Annotated in this window: 20 protein-coding genes and 2 tRNA genes; 21 read left to right on the top strand and 1 reads right to left on the bottom strand. The window is 58.3% G+C overall.

Annotation, left to right across the window (positions count from 1 at the left end):
* Positions 1-27: 27 nt before the first annotated feature.
* The 7 genes from grpE (at position 28) to greA (ending at position 10158) form a co-directional block, all read left to right on the top strand.
* A complete protein-coding gene (gene grpE, locus BMY73_RS14590; RefSeq protein WP_062389814.1) occupies positions 28-594 on the top strand; it encodes a nucleotide exchange factor GrpE in 567 nt (188 codons plus the stop codon).
* 104 nt (positions 595-698) lie between these two features.
* Positions 699-2618, top strand: coding sequence for a molecular chaperone DnaK (gene dnaK / locus BMY73_RS14585; protein WP_062389817.1), 1920 nt, complete (start codon positions 699-701; stop codon positions 2616-2618).
* Positions 2619-2955: 337 nt separating this feature from the next.
* Complete coding sequence (gene dnaJ, locus BMY73_RS14580; protein WP_074756386.1) at positions 2956-4086, top strand: molecular chaperone DnaJ; 1131 nt, start codon at positions 2956-2958, stop codon at positions 4084-4086.
* 10 nt (positions 4087-4096) lie between these two features.
* Positions 4097-4903: a 4-hydroxy-tetrahydrodipicolinate reductase gene (gene dapB, locus BMY73_RS14575; protein WP_092407920.1), complete on the top strand. Its 807-nt coding sequence runs from the start codon at positions 4097-4099 to the stop codon at positions 4901-4903.
* Positions 4904-5195: 292 nt separating this feature from the next.
* Positions 5196-6332 (top strand): glutamine-hydrolyzing carbamoyl-phosphate synthase small subunit, encoded by a 1137-nt coding sequence (carA, locus tag BMY73_RS14570; protein WP_062389826.1) that lies wholly within the window; start codon positions 5196-5198, stop codon positions 6330-6332.
* A 125-nt stretch (positions 6333-6457) separates the two neighbouring features.
* Positions 6458-9679 carry a carbamoyl-phosphate synthase large subunit gene (gene carB / locus BMY73_RS14565; protein WP_092407918.1) on the top strand — a complete coding sequence of 1074 codons (3222 nt, stop codon included), beginning with the start codon at positions 6458-6460 and terminating at the stop codon, positions 9677-9679.
* 2 nt (positions 9680-9681) lie between these two features.
* Complete coding sequence (gene greA / locus BMY73_RS14560) at positions 9682-10158, top strand: transcription elongation factor GreA (RefSeq protein ID WP_062390108.1); 477 nt, start codon at positions 9682-9684, stop codon at positions 10156-10158.
* Positions 10159-10299: 141 nt separating this feature from the next.
* Here the strand turns inward: greA and yhbY are convergent, their stop codons facing one another.
* Positions 10300-10608: a ribosome assembly RNA-binding protein YhbY gene (gene yhbY / locus BMY73_RS14555; protein WP_062390112.1), complete on the bottom strand. Its 309-nt coding sequence runs from the start codon at positions 10606-10608 to the stop codon at positions 10300-10302.
* Between the two features lie 102 nt (positions 10609-10710).
* On the opposite strand from yhbY, the gene rlmE reads away from it, so the two are divergent.
* The 14 genes from rlmE (at position 10711) to rpsO (ending at position 23771) form a co-directional block, all read left to right on the top strand.
* A complete protein-coding gene (gene rlmE, locus BMY73_RS14550; RefSeq protein WP_092407916.1) occupies positions 10711-11361 on the top strand; it encodes a 23S rRNA (uridine(2552)-2'-O)-methyltransferase RlmE in 651 nt (216 codons plus the stop codon).
* Positions 11362-11548: 187 nt separating this feature from the next.
* Positions 11549-13459 (top strand): ATP-dependent zinc metalloprotease FtsH, encoded by a 1911-nt coding sequence (ftsH, locus tag BMY73_RS14545; protein WP_062389837.1) that lies wholly within the window; start codon positions 11549-11551, stop codon positions 13457-13459.
* Positions 13460-13467: 8 nt separating this feature from the next.
* A complete protein-coding gene (gene folP, locus BMY73_RS14540) occupies positions 13468-14319 on the top strand; it encodes a dihydropteroate synthase (protein WP_062389841.1) in 852 nt (283 codons plus the stop codon).
* Between the two features lie 15 nt (positions 14320-14334).
* Positions 14335-15678, top strand: coding sequence for a phosphoglucosamine mutase (glmM, locus tag BMY73_RS14535; RefSeq protein WP_092407914.1), 1344 nt, complete (start codon positions 14335-14337; stop codon positions 15676-15678).
* 66 nt (positions 15679-15744) lie between these two features.
* Positions 15745-16500: a triose-phosphate isomerase gene (tpiA, locus tag BMY73_RS14530; protein WP_092407912.1), complete on the top strand. Its 756-nt coding sequence runs from the start codon at positions 15745-15747 to the stop codon at positions 16498-16500.
* Between the two features lie 4 nt (positions 16501-16504).
* Complete coding sequence (secG, locus tag BMY73_RS14525; protein WP_062389851.1) at positions 16505-16888, top strand: preprotein translocase subunit SecG; 384 nt, start codon at positions 16505-16507, stop codon at positions 16886-16888.
* 44 nt (positions 16889-16932) lie between these two features.
* Positions 16933-17018: transfer RNA gene (locus tag BMY73_RS14520), tRNA-Leu, on the top strand.
* Positions 17019-17116: 98 nt separating this feature from the next.
* Positions 17117-17193 (top strand) — tRNA-Met (locus tag BMY73_RS14515).
* A gap of 130 nt (positions 17194-17323) precedes the next feature.
* Positions 17324-17782, top strand: coding sequence for a ribosome maturation factor RimP (gene rimP / locus BMY73_RS14510; protein WP_062390115.1), 459 nt, complete (start codon positions 17324-17326; stop codon positions 17780-17782).
* 47 nt (positions 17783-17829) lie between these two features.
* Positions 17830-19311, top strand: coding sequence for a transcription termination factor NusA (gene nusA / locus BMY73_RS14505; RefSeq protein ID WP_062389856.1), 1482 nt, complete (start codon positions 17830-17832; stop codon positions 19309-19311).
* A 27-nt stretch (positions 19312-19338) separates the two neighbouring features.
* Positions 19339-21870: a translation initiation factor IF-2 gene (infB, locus tag BMY73_RS14500; protein WP_092407910.1), complete on the top strand. Its 2532-nt coding sequence runs from the start codon at positions 19339-19341 to the stop codon at positions 21868-21870.
* Positions 21871-22027: 157 nt separating this feature from the next.
* Positions 22028-22429, top strand: a complete 402-nt coding sequence (gene rbfA / locus BMY73_RS14495) for a 30S ribosome-binding factor RbfA (RefSeq protein WP_062389862.1) — start codon at positions 22028-22030, stop codon at positions 22427-22429.
* A gap of 4 nt (positions 22430-22433) precedes the next feature.
* Positions 22434-23351, top strand: coding sequence for a tRNA pseudouridine(55) synthase TruB (truB, locus tag BMY73_RS14490; protein WP_062389866.1), 918 nt, complete (start codon positions 22434-22436; stop codon positions 23349-23351).
* A 150-nt stretch (positions 23352-23501) separates the two neighbouring features.
* Positions 23502-23771, top strand: a complete 270-nt coding sequence (rpsO, locus tag BMY73_RS14485) for a 30S ribosomal protein S15 (RefSeq protein ID WP_046820615.1) — start codon at positions 23502-23504, stop codon at positions 23769-23771.
* Positions 23772-23948 lie beyond the last annotated feature (177 nt).

Here is a 23948-nt window from a genome sequence, read left to right as displayed (position 1 = left end):
CACGGAAGCAATTGGAAGGAGAGAACTATGGCTGACGAACAGAACCCGGATACGCAGGCTCAGGATCAGGCTGCGGGCGCGGCGAATTCCGGAGAAGATTTGGCAACGCGTGTACAGGTGCTGGAAGAGCAACTGGCTGCGGCACAGGACCAGTCTCTGCGTGTCGCTGCGGATCTGCAAAACGTCCGCCGCCGTGCCGAGCAAGATGTGGAAAAGGCTCACAAATTCGCACTGGAGAAGTTCGCTGGCGATCTGCTGCCGATCGTCGACAGTCTGGAGCGTGGTCTGGACCTCTCCAACCCGGATGACGAGAGCATTCGTCCGATGCGTGAAGGCATCGAGCTGACCCTGAAGATGTTCGCTGACACCCTCAAGCGTTATCACCTGGAAGCCATCGATCCGCACGGTGAGCCGTTCAACGCGGAGCATCACCAGGCAATGGCGATGCAGGAAACCGCGGATGTTGAACCGAACAGTGTGCTGAAGGTGTTCCAGAAGGGTTATCAGCTTAACGGCCGTTTGCTGCGCCCGGCCATGGTCGTGGTCAGCAAGGCGCCGTCGCCTGTTGCGCCGTCAATTGACGAGCAGGCTTGAAATCAGCTGAGTGGCCCCCATTTACAGGCCATGCGTTTAAAGAATTACCGCAATTTGTAAACGCAGTTGCGGCAACCTAATTAAAAGTTTCGGGAGAGTCAAAGATGGGCAAGATTATCGGTATCGACCTGGGGACCACCAACTCCTGCGTCTCGGTTCTGGAAAACGGCGTGGCGAAAGTCATTGAGAACGCCGAAGGCGCGCGTACCACGCCTTCGATCATCGCTTACGCCAACGACGGTGAAATTCTGGTTGGCCAGTCGGCCAAGCGTCAGGCAGTGACCAATCCGCACAACACCCTGTACGCGGTGAAGCGTCTGATCGGTCGCAAGTTCGACGAAGAAGTTGTTCAGAAAGACATCAAGATGGTCCCTTACAAAATCGCCAAGGCTGACAACGGTGACGCCTGGGTTGAAGTAAACGGCCAGAAAATGTCGCCACCTCAGATTTCTGCGGAAATCCTGAAAAAGATGAAGAAAACCGCCGAAGACTACTTGGGCGAGACGGTGACTGAAGCGGTCATCACGGTTCCGGCCTACTTCAACGACAGCCAGCGTCAGGCGACCAAAGACGCCGGCCGCATTGCGGGTCTGGACGTAAAACGTATCATCAACGAACCTACCGCGGCTGCACTGGCTTACGGTATGGACAAGGCGAAAGGCGACCACACCGTCATCGTTTATGACCTGGGTGGCGGTACTTTCGACGTGTCGGTCATCGAAATCGCTGAAGTCGACGGTGAGCATCAGTTCGAAGTGTTGGCCACCAACGGCGACACCTTCCTGGGTGGTGAGGACTTCGACATTCGTCTGATCGACTACCTCGTTGACGAATTCAAGAAAGAAACCAGCATGAACCTCAAGGGCGATCCGCTGGCCATGCAGCGCCTGAAAGAAGCCGCTGAGAAAGCCAAGATCGAGCTGTCTTCCAGCCTGCAGACAGACGTCAACCTGCCGTACATCACTGCAGACGCCACCGGTCCCAAGCACCTGAACGTGAAGATTTCCCGCGCCAAGCTGGAATCGCTGGTAGAAGACCTGGTTCAGCGCACCATCGATCCATGCCGTATCGCACTGAAAGACGCTGGAATCGACATCAGCAAGATCAACGACGTGATTCTGGTCGGCGGTCAGACCCGTATGCCGCTGGTTCAGCAGAAGGTCACCGAGTTCTTCGGTAAAGAAGCGCGTAAAGACGTGAACCCGGACGAAGCCGTTGCCATGGGTGCTGCGATTCAGGGTGCGGTTCTGGCCGGTGACGTGAAAGACGTTTTGCTGCTCGACGTCAGCCCTCTGACCCTGGGTATCGAAACCATGGGCGGCGTGATGACTGCGCTGATCGAGAAAAACACCACGATTCCTACCAAGAAATCGCAAGTGTTCTCGACGGCCGACGACAACCAGAGCGCAGTGACCATTCACGTGCTGCAAGGTGAGCGCAAGCAAGCGGCTCAGAACAAGTCTTTGGGCAAGTTCGATCTGGCCGACATTCCACCTGCTCCACGTGGCGTACCGCAGATCGAAGTGACTTTCGACATCGATGCTAACGGCATTCTGCACGTCGGCGCGAAAGACAAGGCCACTGGCAAGACTCAGTCGATCGTGATCAAGGCCAACTCGGGTCTGTCCGAGGAAGAAATTCAGCAGATGATTCGTGACGCTGAAACCAATGCCGACGAAGACCGCAAGTTCGAAGAGCTGGCGTCGGCCCGTAACCAGGGTGATGCACTGGTTCACTCGACTCGCAAGATGGTCGCTGACGCAGGTGACAAGGTCACTGCCGAAGAGAAGACAGCCATTGAAGCGGCTGTGGTAGCTCTGGAAGCCGCTGTGAAGGGCGACGACAAGGCTGCCATCGACGCGAAGGTCGAGGAGCTGTCGAAGGTGAGCGCTCCTGTTGCTCAGAAGATGTACGCCGAGCAAGCCGAAAAGCCTGAGGGTGGCGCGCAGGCCGCACAGGAAGAAGGCAAGCCCGCTGACGACGTGGTCGACGCTGAGTTCGAAGAAGTGAAAGACCATAAGTGACAGTTCCTGAAAAGGCGAGTGTCACTTGATGGCCGGTTGACCTCTTTCGAGTGGTCGCTGGTAGGATGTCGCCGCGCGGGAGCTTGCTCCCGCGTTGGCGTGTCTGGAACACCCAAAATTTTTTAGCGTCTGCAAAGCTGCTTTGCGGACTGTGTGGCAAAGCCGGAAGCTCCTGCAACCCGGCTTGTTCTGCCGCTTTCTCGGTCGATCAAAGGCCGTTGAACCAAGACCAGGATCGTTTAATTGACGTGAGTTGGGTCCGGGCCTGAAAGGGGCTCAACGAGTTCGGCAAACTCAGGAGGGTTATGTCGGACGTCCTCAAGAGTGCAGAAAACTTATGTCAAAGCGTGACTATTACGAAGTATTGGGGGTGGAGCGAGGCTCCAGCGAAGCGGACCTGAAAAAGGCATACCGCCGTCTCGCGATGAAGTATCACCCTGACCGCAATCCCGGCGACAAAGCCTCGGAAGACGCCTTCAAGGAAGCCAACGAGGCTTACGAAGTGCTGTCCGATGCCAGCAAGCGCGCGGCGTACGATCAATACGGCCATGCCGGTGTGGATCAAGGTATGGGCGGTGGCGGCGCGGGTTTCGGCGGCGCGAACTTCTCCGACATTTTCGGCGATGTCTTCAGCGACTTCTTCGGTGGCGGGCGTGCCGGTGGCGGCGGTCGTGGCGGCGCTCAGCGTGGCAGCGATCTGCGTTACACCCTGGAGCTGAACCTGGAAGAAGCCGTGCGCGGCACTACGGTCAGCATTCGCGTGCCAACGCTGGTCAACTGCAAGCCGTGCGATGGCAGCGGTGCCAAGAAAGGCTCCTCTCCGGTGACGTGCCCGACGTGTGGCGGTATTGGTCAGGTGCGCATGCAGCAGGGTTTCTTCTCTGTTCAGCAAACCTGTCCGCGTTGCCACGGCAACGGCAAAATCATCTCTGATCCTTGCGATTCCTGCCATGGCGAAGGCCGTGTCGAAGAGTACAAGACGCTGTCGGTCAAGGTGCCTGCGGGTGTCGACACCGGCGACCGCATTCGTCTGTCGGGCGAAGGTGAGGCGGGTGTTCAGGGTGGCCCTACCGGCGACCTGTACGTCGTGATCAATGTGCGTGAGCACGCGATCTTCCAGCGCGACGGCAAGCACCTGTATTGCGAAGTGCCGATCAGCTTCACCGACGCCGCATTGGGTGGTGAGCTGGAAGTGCCGACGCTGGACGGTCGCGTGAAGCTCAAGATCCCGGAAGGCACTCAGACCGGCAAGCAATTCCGTCTGCGCGGCAAGGGCGTTGCCCCTGTGCGTGGCGGCGGCGCAGGCGACTTGATGTGCCGGGTCGCGGTCGAAACCCCGGTCAACCTGGGGCGTCGTCAGCGGGAGTTGCTCGAAGAGTTCCGTGCATCGCTTGAAGGTGACAGCTCTCATTCGCCTAAAGCCAGTGGCTGGTTTGAAGGCGTGAAGCGTTTCTTCGGCGATCTCTAAGGAGCAGGGCATGCGACGCATTGCTGTGATGGGCGCCGCCGGGCGCATGGGCAAGAACCTGATCGAGGCGGTGCAGGATCGTGCGCCGCTCACCGGGCTGACGGCGGCAATCGTTCGGCCCGGCAGTACCATGATCGGTGCCGACGCGGGTGAGCTGGCATCGCTGGGGCGTATCGGTGTTCAGTTGACCGGTAATCTGGAGCAGGTCGCCGACGAGTTCGACGTGCTGATCGACTTCACATTGCCGGACGTCATGCTGAAAAACCTGGCGTTCTGCCGGAAGGCTGGCAAGGCCATGGTCATCGGGACCACCGGGTTGAGCGTTGAGCAAAAGCACCTGCTGACGGAAGCGGGCCAGGACATCCCGATCGTCTTCGCCTCCAATTTCAGCGTGGGCGTGAACCTCTCGTTCAAGCTGCTGGATCTGGCCGCGCGGGTAATGGGTGAGGATGCGGACATCGAGATCCTCGAAGCCCATCACCGCAATAAGGTCGACGCACCGTCGGGTACGGCGGTCAGCATGGGTGAAGTGGTTGCCAACGCCTTGGGGCGCGATCTGAGCAAGGTCGCCGTCTATGGTCGTGAAGGGTACACGGGTGTTCGGGACCGCGAGACGATCGGCTTCGCCACGGTTCGCGGTGGGGACGTCGTAGGCGATCACACCGTGCTGTTCGCAGCCGAAGGTGAACGTCTGGAAATTACCCATAAGGCGTCCAGCCGCATGACGTTTGCCAAGGGCGCTGTGCGTGCCGCGCTGTGGCTCGATGGCAAAACGTCTGGTTTGTACGATATGCAGGATGTGCTCGACCTGCGGTGATCGGCGATTCCTCTGACGCTGTCTGTCGCGCAACAATGCGGGCGGGAAGGGTGTTTTACCTGTATCCTGCCCGCAGTTTTGACCCGCTACGCGATGTCCTGTCGCATTCCCCGGCCTTAAAGGCGTTTTAGCGGTGGATTAAAAAAGCCTTTTTCTGTAAGCTACAGCTTTAGTGTGTCCACTAAAAGCGCGCAGATAATTCGATGAAAAAAGCGGGGTGACGTGTCTATACGTCATTCCGCTTTTTTACAACCTGCGATCGCCCTTTCAGGCTTTATTACGGGAGGTCTTCTTGACTAAGCCAGCCATACTCGCCCTTGCTGATGGCAGCATTTTTCGCGGCGAAGCCATTGGAGCCGACGGTCAAACCGTTGGTGAGGTGGTGTTCAACACCGCAATGACCGGCTATCAGGAAATCCTTACCGATCCTTCCTATGCCCAGCAAATCGTCACCCTGACTTACCCTCACATCGGCAACACTGGCACCACGCCGGAAGACGCCGAATCCGACCGCGTCTGGTCGGCGGGCCTGGTGATTCGTGACTTGCCGCTGGTAGCGAGCAACTGGCGTAACAAGATGTCCCTGGCTGACTATCTCAAGGCCAATAACGTCGTCGCCATTGCCGGCATCGACACTCGCCGCCTGACCCGCATTCTGCGTGAGAAAGGTGCGCAGAATGGCTGCATCATGGCCGGCGACAACATTTCCGAAGAAGCAGCCATTGCAGCAGCGCGCGGCTTCCCGGGCCTGAAAGGCATGGATCTGGCGAAAGAAGTCAGCACCAAGAAGCGCTACGAATGGCGCACCAGTGTCTGGAGCCTGAAAACCGACAGCCATCCAGAGATCGCTGCCGCTGATCTGCCGTACAACGTGGTGGCCTATGACTACGGCGTCAAGACCAACATCCTGCGCATGCTGGTCGAGCGCGGTTGCCGCGTGACCGTGGTACCGGCTCAGACGCCTGCCAGCGAAGTGCTCGCCCTGAACCCCGATGGTGTGTTCCTCTCCAACGGCCCTGGCGATCCAGAGCCTTGCGACTACGCGATTCAGGCGATCAAGGACGTGCTGCAGACCGAGATTCCAGTGTTCGGCATCTGCCTGGGTCACCAGCTGCTGGCGCTGGCCTCCGGTGCCAAGACCGTCAAGATGGGTCACGGCCACCACGGTGCCAACCACCCGGTTCAGGATCTGGACACGGGCGTGGTCATGATCACCAGTCAGAACCACGGTTTCGCGGTGGACGAAGCCACCTTGCCGAGCAACGTTCGCGCCATTCACAAGTCGCTGTTCGACGGCACCTTGCAGGGTATCGAGCGCACCGACAAGGAAGCGTTCAGCTTCCAGGGTCACCCTGAAGCGAGCCCGGGACCGAACGACGTCGCGCCGCTGTTTGATCGCTTCATCACAGCTATGGCCAAGCGCCGCTAAGCGGCGGATTCCAACTGTAGCGAGCAGGTGCCTGCGGCAGGCCGGATACGTCCGATGACCCGCCGGGCACCTCAGAGAATGTTCAAGACGGCTTGCCGACTGACACAGGATTCGAGTGACAACCCATGCCAAAACGTACAGACATTAAAAGCATCCTGATTCTTGGCGCTGGCCCGATCGTGATCGGCCAGGCCTGTGAATTCGACTACTCCGGTGCCCAGGCGTGTAAAGCCCTGCGCGAAGAGGGCTACCGCGTCATCCTGGTGAACTCCAACCCGGCCACCATCATGACCGACCCGGCCATGGCCGACGCCACCTACATCGAGCCGATCAAATGGGCGACCGTCGCCAAGATCATCGAGAAGGAGCGCCCGGACGCACTGCTGCCGACCATGGGTGGCCAGACCGCTTTGAACTGCGCACTGGATCTGGAGCGCGAGGGCGTTCTGGAGAAGTTCGGCGTAGAAATGATCGGCGCCAACGCCGACACCATCGACAAGGCGGAAGACCGCTCGCGTTTCGACAAGGCCATGAAAGCCATTGGTCTGGAATGCCCGCGTTCCGGCATCGCTCACAGCATGGAAGAGGCCAATGCGGTGCTCGAGAAGCTGGGCTTCCCGTGCATCATCCGTCCGTCCTTCACCATGGGCGGCACCGGTGGCGGTATCGCGTACAACCGTGAAGAGTTCGAAGAAATCTGCGCCCGTGGTCTGGATCTGTCACCGACCAAAGAGCTGCTGATCGACGAATCCCTGATCGGCTGGAAAGAATATGAGATGGAAGTGGTCCGCGACAAAAAGGACAACTGCATCATCGTCTGCTCCATCGAGAACTTCGACCCGATGGGTGTCCACACCGGTGACTCCATCACGGTCGCTCCGGCACAGACCCTGACCGACAAGGAATACCAGATCCTGCGTAACGCCTCGCTGGCGGTCCTGCGCGAGATCGGTGTTGAAACCGGCGGCTCCAACGTGCAGTTCGGTATTTGCCCGGACACCGGCCGCATGGTCGTGATCGAGATGAACCCGCGCGTTTCCCGTTCCTCGGCGCTGGCCTCCAAGGCCACCGGTTTCCCGATCGCCAAGGTCGCGGCCAAGCTGGCAGTGGGTTACACCCTCGACGAACTGCAGAACGACATCACTGGCGGCAAAACACCTGCCTCGTTCGAGCCGTCCATCGACTACGTCGTGACCAAGCTGCCGCGCTTCGCGTTCGAGAAATTCTCCAAGGCTGACGCACGCCTGACCACCCAGATGAAATCGGTCGGTGAAGTCATGGCCATCGGCCGTACCTTCCAGGAATCCCTGCAAAAAGCACTGCGTGGCCTGGAAGTCGGTGTGAGCGGTCTCGATCCTAAACTGGACCTGAGCAACCCTGAAAGTGCGAGCATCCTCAAGCGTGAGCTGACCGTGCCGGGCGCCGAGCGTATCTGGTATGTCGCGGACGCTTTCCGTGCAGGCATGACCGTCGAGCAGATCTTCGGCATGAACATGATCGACCCCTGGTTCCTGGTTCAGATCGAAGATCTGATCAAGGAAGAAGAGAAGGTCAAGACCATGGGTATGTCGGCCATCGATCGTGACGTGATGTTCCGTCTCAAGCGCAAGGGCTTCTCCGACGCGCGTCTGGCCAAGCTGCTGGGCGTCACCGAAAAGAGCGTGCGCACGCACCGTCACAAGCTGGACGTGCTGCCGGTCTACAAGCGCGTGGATACCTGCGCCGCCGAATTCGCGACCGACACGGCGTACATGTACTCCACGTACGAAGAAGAGTGCGAGGCCAACCCATCGAACCGCGACAAGATCATGATCCTGGGCGGCGGTCCTAACCGCATTGGTCAGGGTATCGAGTTCGACTACTGCTGCGTACACGCGGCACTGGCGCTGCGCGACGACGGTTACGAGACCATCATGGTCAACTGCAACCCGGAAACCGTGTCCACCGATTACGACACCTCCGATCGCTTGTACTTCGAACCGGTGACCCTGGAAGACGTGCTGGAAATCGTTCGCGTCGAGAAGCCGAAAGGCGTCATCGTCCAGTACGGCGGCCAGACACCGTTGAAGCTGGCGCGTGCACTGGAAGCGGCCGGCGTGCCAATCATCGGCACCAGCCCTGATGCCATCGACCGCGCTGAAGACCGTGAGCGCTTCCAGCAGATGGTCGAGCGCCTGAACCTGCGTCAGCCGCCAAACGCCACCGTGCGCAGTGAAGACGAAGCGATTCGTGCTGCCGCCAAAATTGGTTACCCGCTGGTGGTTCGTCCGTCCTACGTACTGGGCGGCCGTGCGATGGAAATCGTCTACGAAGAAGAAGAGCTCAAGCGCTACCTGCGTGAAGCGGTTCAAGTGTCCAACGACAGCCCGGTGCTGCTGGACCACTTCCTCAACTGCGCCATTGAAATGGACGTGGATGCTGTGTGCGATGGCACCGACGTCGTCATCGGCGCCATCATGCAGCACATCGAGCAGGCGGGCGTTCACTCCGGTGACTCCGCGTGCTCGCTGCCGCCGTACTCGCTGCCGGCCCACATCCAGGACGAGATGCGTGAGCAGGTCAAGAAAATGGCCCTGGAGCTCGGCGTTGTCGGTCTGATGAACGTTCAACTTGCACTGCAAGGTGAAGACATCTACGTGATCGAAGTGAACCCGCGTGCCTCGCGTACCGTGCCGTTCGTTTCCAAGTGCATTGGTGTTTCCCTGGCCATGATCGCGGCGCGCGTCATGGCGGGTAAAACCCTGAAAGAGCTAGGCTTCACCAAGGAAATCATCCCGAACTTCTACAGTGTGAAAGAAGCCGTGTTCCCGTTTGCCAAATTCCCTGGCGTTGACCCGATCCTCGGGCCAGAGATGAAGTCCACCGGTGAAGTCATGGGTGTCGGTGACACCTTTGGCGAGGCGTTCGCCAAAGCCCAGATGGGTGCCAGCGAAGTCTTGCCTACCGGTGGTACGGCGTTTATCAGCGTGCGTGACGACGACAAGCCGCTGGTGGCGGGCGTTGCGCGCAACCTGATCGAGCTCGGTTTTGAAGTCGTAGCAACGGCCGGAACTGCCCGCTTGATCGAAGCGGCCGGTCTTAAAGTGCGCCGCGTGAACAAAGTGACCGAAGGTCGCCCTCACGTGGTTGATATGATCAAGAACGACGAAGTAACGTTGATCATCAACACCACTGAGGGTCGCCAGTCGATCGCGGACTCTTACTCCATTCGTCGCAACGCCTTGCAGCACAAGATTTACTGCACCACCACTATTGCTGCGGGCGAGGCCATCTGTGAAGCGCTGAAGTTCGGTCCGGAAAAGACCGTGCGCCGCTTGCAGGATCTACATGCAGGGCTGAAAGCATGAGCATTACCAAATACCCAATGACCGTTCAGGGCGCTCGCGCCCTGGAAGAAGAACTGCAGCACCTGAGCAAGGTCGAGCGTCCGCGCTTGAGTCAGGCCATTGGTGAAGCGCGTGAACTCGGCGACCTCAAGGAAAACGCCGAGTACCATGCTGCCCGCGAAGAGCAGGGCATGGTCGAAGCGCGGATCCGTGATATCGAAGGCCGCTTGCAGAACTCGGTCGTGATCGACGTCACCAGCATCGCTCACACGGGCAAGGTGATTTTCGGCACGACCGTAGAGTTGGCCAATGTTGAAACCGACGAACAGGTGATCTACCAGATCGTGGGCGAAGATGAAGCCAACATCAAACAGGGCAAGATTTCTGTCGGGGCACCGATTGCCCGGGCCATTATTGGCAAGGAAGAAGGTGATGTCGTGGCGATCAAGACGCCAAGCGGTCTGGTCGAATACGAGATTGTCGAGGTCAAGCACATCTGATCTGTGCCTGCGGAGGTCGTCCCAAGGGCGGCTTCCGGCAGCGAGCGGGTTTGGGTGGGAAGTGGCGGAAATGCTGCTTCTTGCTAATGACCAGGGGTTCCGGTCAGGGCGCGCAATCGGCGCCCCTGACGGGGTTCACCCTTATTTGTAGCGGTGAATGTTCGACAGCTGTTTGTTAGGCTGTGGGTTCTTGCGGTAGATCAGCGCCATCTTGCCGATGGTCTGCACCAGTTCCGCGCGACCTTGTTTGCACAGTTCTTCGATGACGGCACGGCGATCGTCGCGATCTTCCAGCTTGATCTGAACCTTGATCAGTTCATGATCGACCAACGCGCGATCAAGCTCGGCCAGCACGCCCTCACTCAGGCCGTTGCCGGCAACCATCAGGACCGGCTTCAGGTCATGTCCAATGGATTTGTACTGTTTCTTCTGCTCGTTAGTGAGCGGCATAATCTGACCCTTTTCGTCTGATTCTGTAAAATTGGCGGCCATTTTACCCGAGGGCTCGTGGCTCCGCCCAGTTAATCACGACGCATATCATCGAGGTGCCCCGTGGCGCAGCGCTCCAAGAGCAGCCATAACTGGCTGAGAGAACATTTCGACGACAAGTACGTCAAAATGGCACAGAAAGATGGCTACCGCTCCCGTGCCAGTTACAAGCTTCTGGAGATCCAGGAGAAGGACAAAATCATTCGGCCCGGGATGACAGTTGTTGACCTCGGTGCAGCCCCGGGAGGCTGGTCGCAAGTGACCAGTCGTCTGATTGGGGGTAAAGGTCGCCTGATCGCATCCGACATTCTGGAGATGGACAGCATCCCCGATGTGACCTTTATTCAAGGGGATTTCACCGAGGACGCGGTGTTCAAACAGATCCTCGAAGCGATCGGTAATACTCAAGTAGACCTTGTGATTTCCGATATGGCCCCCAATATGAGTGGATTGAGCGCTGTGGATATGCCACGCGCCATGTTCCTCTGTGAGTTGGCGCTCGACCTGGCGGGTCGGGTTCTGCGTCCGGGTGGTGATTTTTTGATCAAGGTCTTCCAGGGTGAAGGCTTCGATGTCTACCACAAGGACGTTCGCAAAATGTTCGATAAGGTACAGATGCGCAAGCCTCTGTCCTCCCGTGACCGCTCTCGCGAGCAGTACCTTCTGGGCCGTGGTTTCAAAGGCGGTTATGAAGCCCCGGGCGATATTGAGTGAAGGCCATAGCTTTTTTTAAATGGCTTTATTCATGAAGCGTAACGAACATCGTGTAGTCAAAGTTTCACAAAGGGTTACAGACGCCGCCTGCCACGCCTGTAGGATCTGTAGTAAGTTAGGCCGGTGAATATCATGCGAGGCACGCTCCAGCGTGGAGCTTGCTTCAGAGGGTAGCTAATTGAACGATATGGCAAAGAATTTGATCCTGTGGTTGATCATCGCCGCGGTCCTTGTGACGGTGATGAACAACTTCTCCAGCCCGAACGAGCCGCAGACCCTCAACTACTCCGAGTTCATCCAGCAGGTCAAGGATGGCAAGGTCGAGAAAGTTGCCGTTGACGGCTACGTCATCACGGGTAAACGCAGCGACGGCGATACCTTCAAGACCATTCGTCCGGCGATCCAGGACAACGGCCTGATCGGTGATCTGGTCGACAATCACGTTGTGATCGAAGGCAAGCAGCCTGAACAGCAAAGTATCTGGACACAGTTGCTGGTTGCCAGCTTCCCGATCCTGGTCATTATTGCGGTCTTCATGTTCTTCATGCGCCAGATGCAAGGGGGCGCCGGAGGTAAAGGCGGGCCGATGAGTTTCGGCAAGAGCAAGGCGCGCCTGCTCTCCGAAGATCAGGTCAAGACCACGCTGGCCGACGTTGCAGGTTGTGACGAAGCCAAGGAAGAAGTGGGCGAGCTCGTAGAGTTTCTTCGTGATCCCGGTAAATTCCAGCGCCTGGGCGGTCGTATTCCGCGCGGCGTATTGATGGTCGGCCCTCCGGGTACTGGTAAGACCTTGCTGGCCAAGGCCATTGCCGGTGAAGCGAAGGTGCCTTTTTTCACTATTTCCGGTTCTGACTTTGTCGAGATGTTCGTGGGCGTCGGTGCGAGCCGGGTTCGTGACATGTTCGAACAAGCCAAGAAACATGCGCCTTGCATCATCTTCATCGACGAAATCGATGCGGTAGGTCGTCACCGTGGCGCCGGTATGGGCGGCGGTCACGATGAGCGCGAGCAGACCCTCAACCAGTTGCTGGTGGAGATGGACGGCTTTGAGATGAATGACGGCATCATCGTCATTGCGGCGACCAACCGGCCTGATGTCCTGGACCCTGCATTGCTGCGTCCAGGTCGTTTCGACCGTCAGGTCGTGGTCGGTCTGCCAGACATCCGTGGTCGTGAACAGATTCTCAAGGTCCACATGCGCAAGGTGCCAATGGGTGACGATGTCAACCCGGCGGTCATCGCGCGTGGTACGCCGGGTTTCTCCGGTGCAGATCTGGCGAACCTGGTCAACGAGGCCTCGCTGTTTGCCGCCCGTGTCGGTAAGCGCATCGTTGAAATGAAGGAATTCGAACTGGCCAAAGACAAGATCATGATGGGCGCCGAGCGCAAATCCATGGTCATGTCCGAGAAAGAGAAGCAGAACACGGCTTACCACGAGGCGGGGCACGCCATCGTCGGTCGTGTGGTGCCCGAGCATGATCCGGTCTACAAGGTTTCGATCATTCCTCGTGGTCGTGCGCTGGGTGTGACGATGTTCCTTCCCGAGGAAGATCGTTACAGCCTGTCCAAGCGCGCGCTGATCAGTCAGATCTGTTCGCTTTACGGCGGTCGTATCGCTGAAGAGATGACGTTGGGCTTCGACGGTGTTACCACCGGTGCATCCAACGACATCATGCGGGCCAGTCAGATTGCCCGGAACATGGTCACCAAGTGGGGCCTGTCCGAGAAGCTGGGTCCGTTGATGTACTCGGAAGATGAAGACGGCGGTTATCTGGGTCGTGGCGGTGGCGGTCAGAACGCCAGCCTGTCGGCCGACACCGCTCGTATGATCGACTCCGAAGTGCGCAGCATCATTGATCAGTGCTATGGCACCGCCAAGCAGATTCTGACGGACAATCGCGACAAGCTGGACGCGATGGCGGATGCGCTGATGAAGTACGAAACCATTGATGCTGAGCAGATCGACGACATCATGGCGGGTCGCACGCCTCGCGAGCCGCGTGACTGGGAAGGTGGCTCTGGTGCTTCCGGCACCCCTACCGCTCCAGTGGGTCCACGCCCTGAAACTCCGATCGGCGGCCCCGCTGCTGACCACTAAGGCCTGACATGACTTCTGCGCTGTACCCAACCCGGTTGCCTTGCGGCAACCGGGTTCTTGATTTATCCCGGACGCACGTCATGGGAATTCTCAATGTCACCCCCGATTCGTTTTCTGATGGCGGTCGTTTCGCCCAGCGCGATCTGGCGTTGCGTCACGCTGAAGCCATGGTGAGCGCGGGCGCTACCCTGATCGATGTCGGAGGGGAGTCCACGCGCCCTGGCGCTCGTACGGTTTCGCCGGTCGAAGAGCTGGAGCGCGTTGCACCCATTGTCGAAGCGATCAGTCGTGAGCTGGATGTCATTATTTCGGTGGACACCTCAACGCCTGCGGTCATTCGTGAGACGGCGCGCCTTGGCGCAGGCTTGATCAACGATGTGCGCTCGTTGCAGCGTGACGGTGCTCTGGATGCGGCGGTGGCGACCGGGTTGCCGGTGTGTCTGATGCACATGCGTGGCGAGCCGACGGACATGCAGAGCGATCCTCGATACGACGACCTTCTCGGCGAAGTCAGCTCGTTCCTCAGGGAGCGCATAAACGCTTGCGTTGCCGCCGGCATTGCCCGGGAGCAGATCATCCTCGATCCCGGTTTCGGGTTTGGCAAGACGCTCGAACACAATTTGAGTCTGTTCAAGCACATGGAAGTCCTGCATGAATTGGGGCGGCCGTTGCTGGTAGGCGTCTCTCGCAAGAGTATGATCGGCAAGGTGCTGGATAAGCCTGTGGATCAACGGCTTTACGGAGCGCTCGCCCTGGCCGGTATGGCCATTACCAAGGGCGCGAGAATTTTGCGTGTGCACGATGTCCCGGAAACCGTCGATGTCGTCCGCATGATTGCCGCTGTTGAGTCGGCAGAATAAGAATCTGGAGCACCCATGAGTACCAAGAAATATTTCGGAACTGACGGCATTCGCGGTCGCGTAGGCCAGTTCCCCATCACGCCTGATTTCATGCTCAGGCTGGGATGGGCTGCCGGCATGGCCTTTCGCAAGATGGGGGCGTGCCGCATCCTGGTGGGCAAGGACACCCGCATTTCGGGTTACATGTTCGAGTCTGCGCTCGAGGCCGGCTTGTCCGCAGCCGGTGCTGACGTCATGTTGCTCGGTCCAATGCCCACACCTGCGATCGCTTACCTGACTCGCACCTTCCACGCGCAAGCGGGCATCGTGATCAGTGCGTCGCATAACCCGCATCACGATAACGGCATCAAGTTCTTCTCGGGGCAAGGCACCAAGCTGCCTGATGAAGTCGAGATGATGATCGAGGAGTTGCTCGACACACCGATGACGGTCGCCGAGTCGGAGCAGTTGGGCAAGGTCTCCCGTATCAACGATGCGGCCGGCCGTTACATTGAATTCTGCAAAAGCAGTGTGCCGACCAGCACCAGTTTTGCAGGGCTCAAGATTGTGGTCGATTGTGCCCATGGCGCGACCTACAAAGTGGCGCCAAACGTCTTCCGTGAACTGGGTGCGCAGGTGACGGTGCTGTCGGCTGCGCCCAATGGGTTGAACATCAACGACAACTGCGGTTCGACCCACATGGGCGCTCTTCAGGCGGCTGTCGTTGCCGAGAAGGCCGATCTGGGTATTGGCTTCGATGGTGATGGTGACCGCGTGCTGATGGTTGATCACACCGGAGCGATCGTCGACGGGGATGAGTTGATCTATGTCATCGCTCGGGACCTGCATGAGCGTGGCCGCTTGCAGGGCGGTGTCGTGGGCACGCTGATGAGCAACCTGGGTCTTGAACTGGCGCTTGCCGACCTGAACATTCCTTTCGTGCGGGCCAACGTCGGTGATCGCTACGTCATTGCCGAATTGCTGGAACGCAACTGGCAGGTCGGGGGTGAGAATTCGGGTCATGTCGTCTGCTTCCAGCACACCACCACGGGCGATGCGATCATCGCCGCGCTGCAGGTGCTTCTGGCGCTCAAGCGCTCGGGGCAGAGCCTGGCGGAGTCTCGTCAGGGGCTGAGAAAGTGCCCACAGGTACTGGTTAACGTGCGCTTTGAGGGAGGAGGTGTGGACCCGGTCCAGCACCCGGCAGTCAAGGAGGCGTGTGAGCGTGTGACGGCGGCGATGGGGGGCCGAGGTCGCGTGCTGCTGCGCAAGTCCGGCACCGAGCCGCTGGTGCGTGTGATGGTCGAGGGTGAGGACGAAACACTGGTTGCCGGCTACGCCGATGAACTCGCAAAACTGGTTGCTGAAGTTTGCGCCTGATTTCGGCTTGCCAGTGTTGAAACTGTTGGGTAACATCTGCGCCCACTTTGACCGACGAGGTACAGCATGCGTCGCCCTATGGTAGCTGGTAACTGGAAAATGCACGGTACCTGCGCCAGCGTCGCCGAGCTGGTCGAAGGTTTGGCAAATATGGCCATTCCTGATGGTGTCGATGTTGCGGTATTCCCTACGAGTCTGCACGTCAGCTTCGTTGTCGAGTGCTTTGAAGAGCACCCGATTTCGGTAGGTGCGCAGAACTGCGCGCACGAAGCGGGGCAGGGGGCACTGACAGGTGAAGTCTCGCCGACTCAGTTGAAAGATGTCGGTTGTGAGTTTGTGCTGGTGGGGCACTCGGAGCGTCGCCAGATCATGGGCGAAGGCAATGAAGTCCTGAATCGCAAGTTTGCGGCAGCACAGGCAAGCGGCCTGGTTCCGATCCTGTGCGTCGGTGAAACACTTGAGCAGCGCGAAGCTGGCAAGACGCTTGAAGTTGTCGGGCAGCAGCTCGACAGCATCATCGAAGAGCTGGGTATCGATGCTTTCGTGAAAGCCGTAATTGCTTACGAGCCGGTCTGGGCCATTGGTACCGGATTGACCGCCTCGCCGGAGCAGGCGCAGGAGGTGCACGCAGCCATTCGTGCGCAGTTGGCGAAAGAGAATTCTGAAGTCGCGCAAGGTGTGCGCCTTCTATATGGCGGCAGCGTGAAGGCGGCCAATGCGGTCGAGCTGTTCAGCATGCCGGATATCGATGGGGGGCTCATTGGTGGAGCGTCCCTGAATGCAGATGAGTTCGGTGCGATCGTTCGCGCCGCGGGAAACTGAAAAAATGCTGGAAACAGTCGTAGTCGTTCTTCATCTGCTGGGTGCTCTGGGCGTTGTTGCTCTGGTATTGCTGCAGCAGGGTAAAGGTGCGGACGCTGGCGCGTCGTTCGGGGCAGGTGCATCAAATACTGTCTTCGGAGGCCAAGGTTCCTCTACCTTTCTTAGTAAGTTTACTGCTATACTTGCCGCCTGTTTCTTCATGACTAGCTTGGGGTTAGGTTACTTTGCTAAAGAGAAAGCTCACCAGCTGACTCAAGTAGGTTTGCCAAATCCAGCGGCGTTGGAAGTCAAGCAAAAGCCGGTAGCAGATGATGTTCCGGTGCTGGAAGGGCAACAAAAGCCGGCCGCAGCGCCAGCTGATGTTCCAGCCGCTCCAGAGCAGAAGTAACACAGGATTCGCAGTCGAGTTCGGACTGCAAAAAGAGTTGTAATGCCGAGGTGGTGGAATTGGTAGACACGCAACCTTGAGGTGGTTGTGCCCATAGGGTGTAGGGGTTCGAGTCCCCTTCTCGGTACCAATTAAACAAGTCAGCCCGCAGTAGCGGGCTTTCTTGTAGGTGGATGTGTCGGATTGACCCAAATCGGGATCAGTCGTATACTTCCGCCCCAGCTTTGTCGCGGGGTGGAGCAGTCTGGTAGCTCGTCGGGCTCATAACCCGAAGGTCGTTGGTTCAAATCCAGCCCCCGCAACCAGTTTTAGCGGAGCCCCTTTTCAGGGGCTTTTTGTTAGCTGGACACTTTATTACGCCGCTGTTCAACGGCGTTTTTCATGATGGGCGCTTTGCCCATTTTTTATTTGCACAGCATGCACGAGGGGGTTCAGGTGTCGAGCAAGCTAGAACAGTTGCAGGCCTTGTTGGCCCCGGTGGTCGTGGCCCTTGGCTATGAATGCTGGGGTATCGAGTTTTCGGCCCAGGGCCGTCACTCACTGTTGCGCGTTTATATCGATAAAGAGGGCGGCGTGCTGGTGGACGATTGTGCCATTGTCAGCCGCCAGATCAGCGGTGTTCTGGACGTAGAAGATCCGATCAGCACCGAATACACGCTCGAAGTTTCTTCTCCTGGCATGGAACGCCCACTGTTCACGATTGAACAGTTTGCCTCGTTTGCCGGGGAACAAGTGAAGATAAAGCTGCGTTCGCCCTTCGAAGGGCGGCGCAACTTTCAAGGCCTTCTCCGCGGGGTGGAGGAGCAGGATGTCGTGGTGCAAGTGGAAGATCACGAATACCTGTTGCCGATCGATCTGATCGACAAAGCCAACATTATTCCCACGTTTGACTGAGACGCGGATCCCGCGGATCCAATGGCTTGCGAAAGGCGAGGCGTACGATGAGCAAAGAAGTACTGCTGGTTGTTGAGTCGGTATCGAATGAAAAAGGCGTACCGGCCAGCGTGATTTTTGAGGCGCTTGAAATTGCTTTGGCCACGGCCACTAAAAAGCGTTTCGAAGACGAAGTTGACCTTCGTGTGGAAATCAATCGCCACACGGGCGCTTACGAGACGTTCCGTCGCTGGACGGTTGTCGAAGAAGAAGATCTTGACGATCCGGCGATCGAAACCTGGCCTAGCAAGGTTGCGCAAACGCACCCGGGCGCCAAGGTTGGCGACGTTGTAGAAGAGAAAATCGAATCCATCGAGTTCGGCCGTATCGCGGCTCAGACTGCCAAGCAAGTCATTGTGCAGAAAGTCCGTGAAGCCGAGCGCGCTCAAGTCGTAGACGCTTATCGTGAGCGTCTGGGCGAAATCATTTCCGGTACTGTTAAAAAAGTTACACGTGACAATGTCATCGTCGACTTGGGTAACAATGCCGAGGCTTTGCTGGCGCGTGAAGACATCATTTCCCGGGAGACTTTCCGTGTCGGTGTCCGCGTCCGTGCATTGCTCAAAGAGATCCGCACGGAAAACCGTGGTCCTCAGCTGATCCTGTCGCGTACTGCGCCAGAGATGCTGATCGAGCTGTTCCGGATTGAAGTTCCGGAAATTGCCGAAGGTCTCATCGAGGTGATGGCTGCCTCTCGTGATCCTGGTTCGCGTGCAAAAATCGCAGTTCGCTCCAAGGACAAACGCATTGACCCGCAAGGCGCTTGCATCGGCATGCGCGGTTCGCGTGTCCAGGCAGTTTCCGGCGAGTTGGGCGGCGAGCGTGTGGATATCGTGCTGTGGGACGACAACCCGGCACAGTTCGTCATCAACGCCATGTCGCCTGCCGAAGTGGCAGCGATCATCGTTGATGAAGACGCCCACGCCATGGACATCGCTGTAGGCGCAGACAATCTGGCCCAGGCGATTGGTCGCGGCGGTCAGAACGTGCGTCTGGCGAGCCAGTTGACTGGCTGGACCCTGAACGTGATGACTGAATCGGACATCCAGGCCAAGCAGCAAGCGGAAACCGGTGACATCCTGCGCAACTTCATCGACGAGCTGGAAGTCGACGAAGAACTTGCTCAGGTACTGGTGGACGAAGGCTTCACCAGCCTGGAAGAGATTGCCTACGTACCGTTGGAAGAAATGCTCAACATCGACGGCTTTGACGAAGACATCGTCAACGAGCTTCGCGCTCGTGCCAAGGATCGCTTGTTGACTAAAGCCATCGCTACTGAGGAAAAGCTGGCAGACGCCCATCCGGCCGAAGACCTGCTCTCGCTTGAGGGTATGGACAAGGATTTGGCGATGGAACTGGCGGTGCGCGGCGTAATTACCCGCGAAGACCTGGCCGAGCAGTCTATTGACGATCTGCTCGACATCGACGGCATTGACGATGATCGTGCCGGCAAGTTGATCATGGCCGCCCGAGCCCATTGGTTCGAGTAAGTAAATGCGGCCTGAGGAGAGAAGTGCATGACGCAAGTCACGGTGAAAGAACTGGCCAAAACGGTCGACACACCGGTAGAGCGCCTGTTACAGCAGATGCGTGAGGCAGGTCTGCCGCACACCGCCGCCGAGCAAGTTGTGACCGATAACGAAAAACAAGCCCTGTTGACGCACCTGAAAAGCGGTCACAAGGCGAAGGTGGAAGAACCGCGCAAGATCACTTTGCAGCGTAAAACCACCAGTACGCTGCGTGTTGCTGGCAGCAAGAGCATCAGCGTTGAAGTGCGCAAGAAGAAAGTCTTCGTCCAGCGCAGCCCGGAAGAAATTGAAGCCGAGCGCAAACGCGAGCAGGAAGAACGCCGTGCGGTAGAAAATGCCGCTCGTCAAAAGGCTGAAGAAGAAGCCCGTCAGCGTGCCGAAGAAGAAGCGCGCCGTCAGCCTGCTCCTGCTCCGCAAGTCGCTGAAGCGGTAGCAGCGCCTGCACCGGAGCCGGTGGCACAATCGGTGTCCGAGCCTGTTGTAGACGTCGCCGCTGCAGCGCCGGCTCCGGTGGCCGACGTTCGCAAGAAAGACGAGCAGCGTCGTCCTGACAAACCACGCAACGACGACAACAATCGTCGCGGCAGTGGCGATGGCGAGCGCAAGAACGCTCCACATCGTGCTTCGGTCAAGGAAAAAGCGCCGGCTCCACGCGTTGCTCCACGCACCACCGACGAAGAAAGCGATGGTTTCCGTCGCGGCGGTCGTGGCAAGGCCAAGCTGAAGAAACGTAACGCTCACGGCTTCCAGAACCCTACCGGTCCTGTGGTTCGTGAGGTGAAGATCGGTGAAACCATCACTGTGGGCGATCTCGCCCAGCAGATGTCGGTCAAAGCCGCTGAAATCATCAAGTTCATGTTCAAGCTGGGCACTCCGGCCACCATCAACCAGGTTCTGGATCAGGAAACTGCCCAGCTGGTCGCTGAAGAGCTGGGCCACAAAGTGACCCTGGTCAGCGATACCGCCCTGGAAGATTCCCTGGCCGAGTCGCTGAAGTTCGAAGGTGAGACGGTTCCTCGTGCGCCGGTCGTGACCGTCATGGGTCACGTTGACCATGGTAAGACCTCGCTGCTCGACTACATCCGTCGTGCCAAGGTGGCTGCGGGCGAAGCCGGTGGCATCACCCAGCACATCGGTGCTTACCACGTCGAAACCGATCGTGGCATGGTGACCTTCCTCGACACCCCGGGCCACGCTGCGTTTACCGCAATGCGTGCTCGTGGTGCCAAGGCGACCGACATCGTGATTCTGGTCGTCGCTGCTGACGACGGCGTGATGCCGCAGACCATCGAAGCCGTGCAGCACGCACAGGCAGCCGGTGTTCCGCTGGTCGTCGCCGTGAACAAGATCGACAAGCCGGGCGCCGACATGGATCGCATCCGCAGTGAACTGTCGGTTCATGGCGTAACGTCCGAAGATTGGGGTGGTGATACCCCATTCGTTCCTGTGTCGGCGAAAGTCGGTACCGGTGTCGACGAGCTGCTTGAAGCCGTTCTGCTGCAAGCCGAGGTTCTGGAGCTGGTTGCTACGCCATCGGCACCGGGCCGTGGTGTCGTGGTTGAATCGCGTCTGGACAAGGGACGTGGTCCTGTTGCGACGGTTCTGGTTCAGGACGGTACGCTGCGTCAGGGCGACATGGTGCTGGTCGGTTCGAACTACGGTCGCGTTCGCGCCATGCTCGACGAGAACGGCAAGCCCATCAAGGAAGCCGGTCCATCCATCCCTGTCGAGATTCTCGGCCTGGACGGCACGCCGGACGCTGGCGACGAGATGAGCGTGGTAGCCGACGAGAAGAAAGCCCGTGAAGTGGCGCTGTTCCGTCAAGGCAAGTTCCGTGAGGTCAAGCTGGCCCGTGCTCACGCCGGCAAGCTGGAAAACATCTTCGAGAACATGGGTCAGGAAGAGAAGAAGACGCTCAACATCGTCCTCAAGTCCGATGTCCGTGGATCTCTGGAAGCGCTGCAGGGCGCTTTGAATGGCCTGGGCAACGACGAAGTACAGGTGCGTGTAGTGGGCGGCGGCGTCGGTGGTATCACCGAAAGCGATGCCAACCTGGCGCTGGCTTCCAACGCTGTACTGTTCGGCTTCAACGTGCGTGCCGATGCTGGCGCGCGCAAGATCGTCGAGCAGGAAGGTCTGGACATGCGTTACTACAACGTCATCTACGACATCATCGAAGACGTCAAGAAAGCCCTCACCGGTATGCTTGGCAGCGACGTCCGGGAGAACATCCTGGGTATCGCCGAAGTGCGTGACGTGTTCCGCTCGCCGAAATTCGGTGCGATCGCCGGTTGCATGGTCATCGAAGGTGTTGTGTTCCGTAACCGTCCGATCCGTGTACTGCGTGAAGACATCGTTATCTTCGAAGGCGAGCTGGAATCCCTGCGCCGCTTCAAGGATGACGCGTCCGAAGTACGTGCCGGCATGGAGTGCGGTATCGGCGTCAAGAGCTACAACGACGTCAAGGTCGGTGACAAGATCGAAGTCTTCGAGAAGGTCCAAGTGGCTCGCAGCCTCTAAATCGCGAGCCTCAGGAGTCATGGTTGTCGTCGCATGCAAATGCCCAGCGCCAGTCATGGACTCTAAACGCAACGCCCGGTCCGGCTTCTGCCAGGCCGGGCGTTTGCCGCTTTCAGACCGTACGGCTTTTTATGCCGTAGGTGACAGGTAACAAGACATGGCAAAAGAATACAGCCGTACCCAGCGTATCGGCGATCAGATGCAGCGAGAGCTGGCTCAACTGATCCGTCGCGAAGTCAAGGACCCCCGCGTGGGCCTGGTCACGATCACCGCCGTCGACGTCAGCCGTGACGTGGGCCACGCCAAGGTCTATATCACCGTGATGGGTGAAGACAGCGCTGAAGACATCAAGCAATCGATCAAGGTGCTCAACGCCGCAGCAGGCTTTCTGCGCATGCAGTTGGCACGTGAAATGAAACTGCGCAGCGTGCCTCAGTTGCACTTCCACTATGACGAAAGCGTTGCCCGTGGTGCGCATTTGTCCGCGCTGATCGAGCGCGCCGTGGCTGAAGACGGTCAGCACGAATCCGCTGCCAAGCAAGACGGTTCGGAGGAATAAGGCCGTGGCTCAGGTCAAGCGCATTCGCCGCAATGTCAGCGGCATCATCCTGCTCGACAAGCCGCTGGGTTTCACCTCCAACGCTGCCTTGCAAAAGGTTCGCTGGTTGCTCAACGCGGAAAAGGCCGGTCATACCGGCAGTCTCGACCCATTGGCCACTGGCGTGTTGCCATTGTGTTTTGGCGAGGCGACCAAGTTCTCCCAGTACCTGCTCGATTCCGACAAGGGTTACGAAACCCTGATGCAACTGGGCAAGACCACCACCACGGCGGACGCCGAGGGTGATGTTTTGCAGACGCGTCCGGTGACCGTTGGTCGCTCCGATATCGAGGCTGTACTGCCCGAATTTCGTGGCGAAATCAGTCAGATACCGCCGATGTACTCTGCTCTCAAACGTGATGGTCAACCTTTGTACAAGTTGGCGCGTGCAGGGGAAGTGGTGGAGCGCGAAGCGCGTTCTGTTACTATTGCGCGCCTGGAATTATTGGCAAGCGAAGGCGAGACCGCGCGCTTGGCCGTCGACTGCAGCAAAGGCACCTATATCCGTACCCTGGTGGAGGATATAGGCGAGAAACTGGGCTGCGGTGCGTACGTTGCCGAATTGCGCCGCACGCAAGCCGGACCTTTCACGCTGGCCCAGACGGTCACGCTGGAAGAGCTGGAGGCCGTGCACGCCGAAGGCGGCAATGAAGCGGTTGATCGCTTCCTGATGCCTTCCGACAGTGGATTGCTCGACTGGCCGCTGTTGAAGTTTTCCGAGCACAGTTCGTTTTACTGGTTGCACGGGCAGCCAGTCAGAGCCCCGGATGCGCCGAAGTTCGGCATGGTTCGGGTGCAGGATCATGAAGGTCGCTTCATCGGGATCGGTGAAGTGAGCGAAGACGGGCGCATTGCGCCGCGTCGGCTGATTCGGTCAGAGTGACCGAACCCGTCGAGTCAGGGTTCCTGACACGGCGGTAAGAGGGTGGCTGTCAACAGGCACGGTCACTCCTCTCTTATAGATACAGGGATTTGTCCCTGGCCTGTTGAAGCTGTTTCCTTGAAACAGTTTCCTGACAAGAAGGATTGCCTCATGGCTCTCGACGTTCAAGAAAAAGCTCAAATCGTTGCTGACTACCAGCAAGCTGTTGGTGACACCGGTTCGCCAGAAGTGCAGGTTGCACTGCTGACCGCCAACATCAACAAACTGCAAGGTCACTTCAAGGCCAACGGTAAAGATCACCACTCCCGTCGTGGTCTGATCCGCATGGTTAACCAGCGCCGTAAGCTGCTGGACTACCTGAAAGGCAAAGACGTGAGCCGTTACAGCGCTCTGATCGGTCGCCTGGGTCTGCGTCGCTAATTCAGCGATTGCGCTAGAGGTTGGTTGTCTGTCTTGCGTCTGTGGGTCTCCCGCAGGCGCAGGGCAGGCTCCCAGCCTCAAGTTTTATCTGGATACACGTTTTACGTTTCACCCTGGACTGACGAAGGGGCCGATTCCCCTCACTGCCCAAGAATTCGCAAGAAACCAGTTCCCCCA

Source organism: Pseudomonas sp. NFACC02 (assembly GCF_900110765.1).
GTDB lineage: Bacteria > Pseudomonadota > Gammaproteobacteria > Pseudomonadales > Pseudomonadaceae > Aquipseudomonas.
The sequence above is the reverse complement of the archived record's forward strand: the minus strand, read 5'-3'. Positions and strand labels throughout refer to the sequence as shown.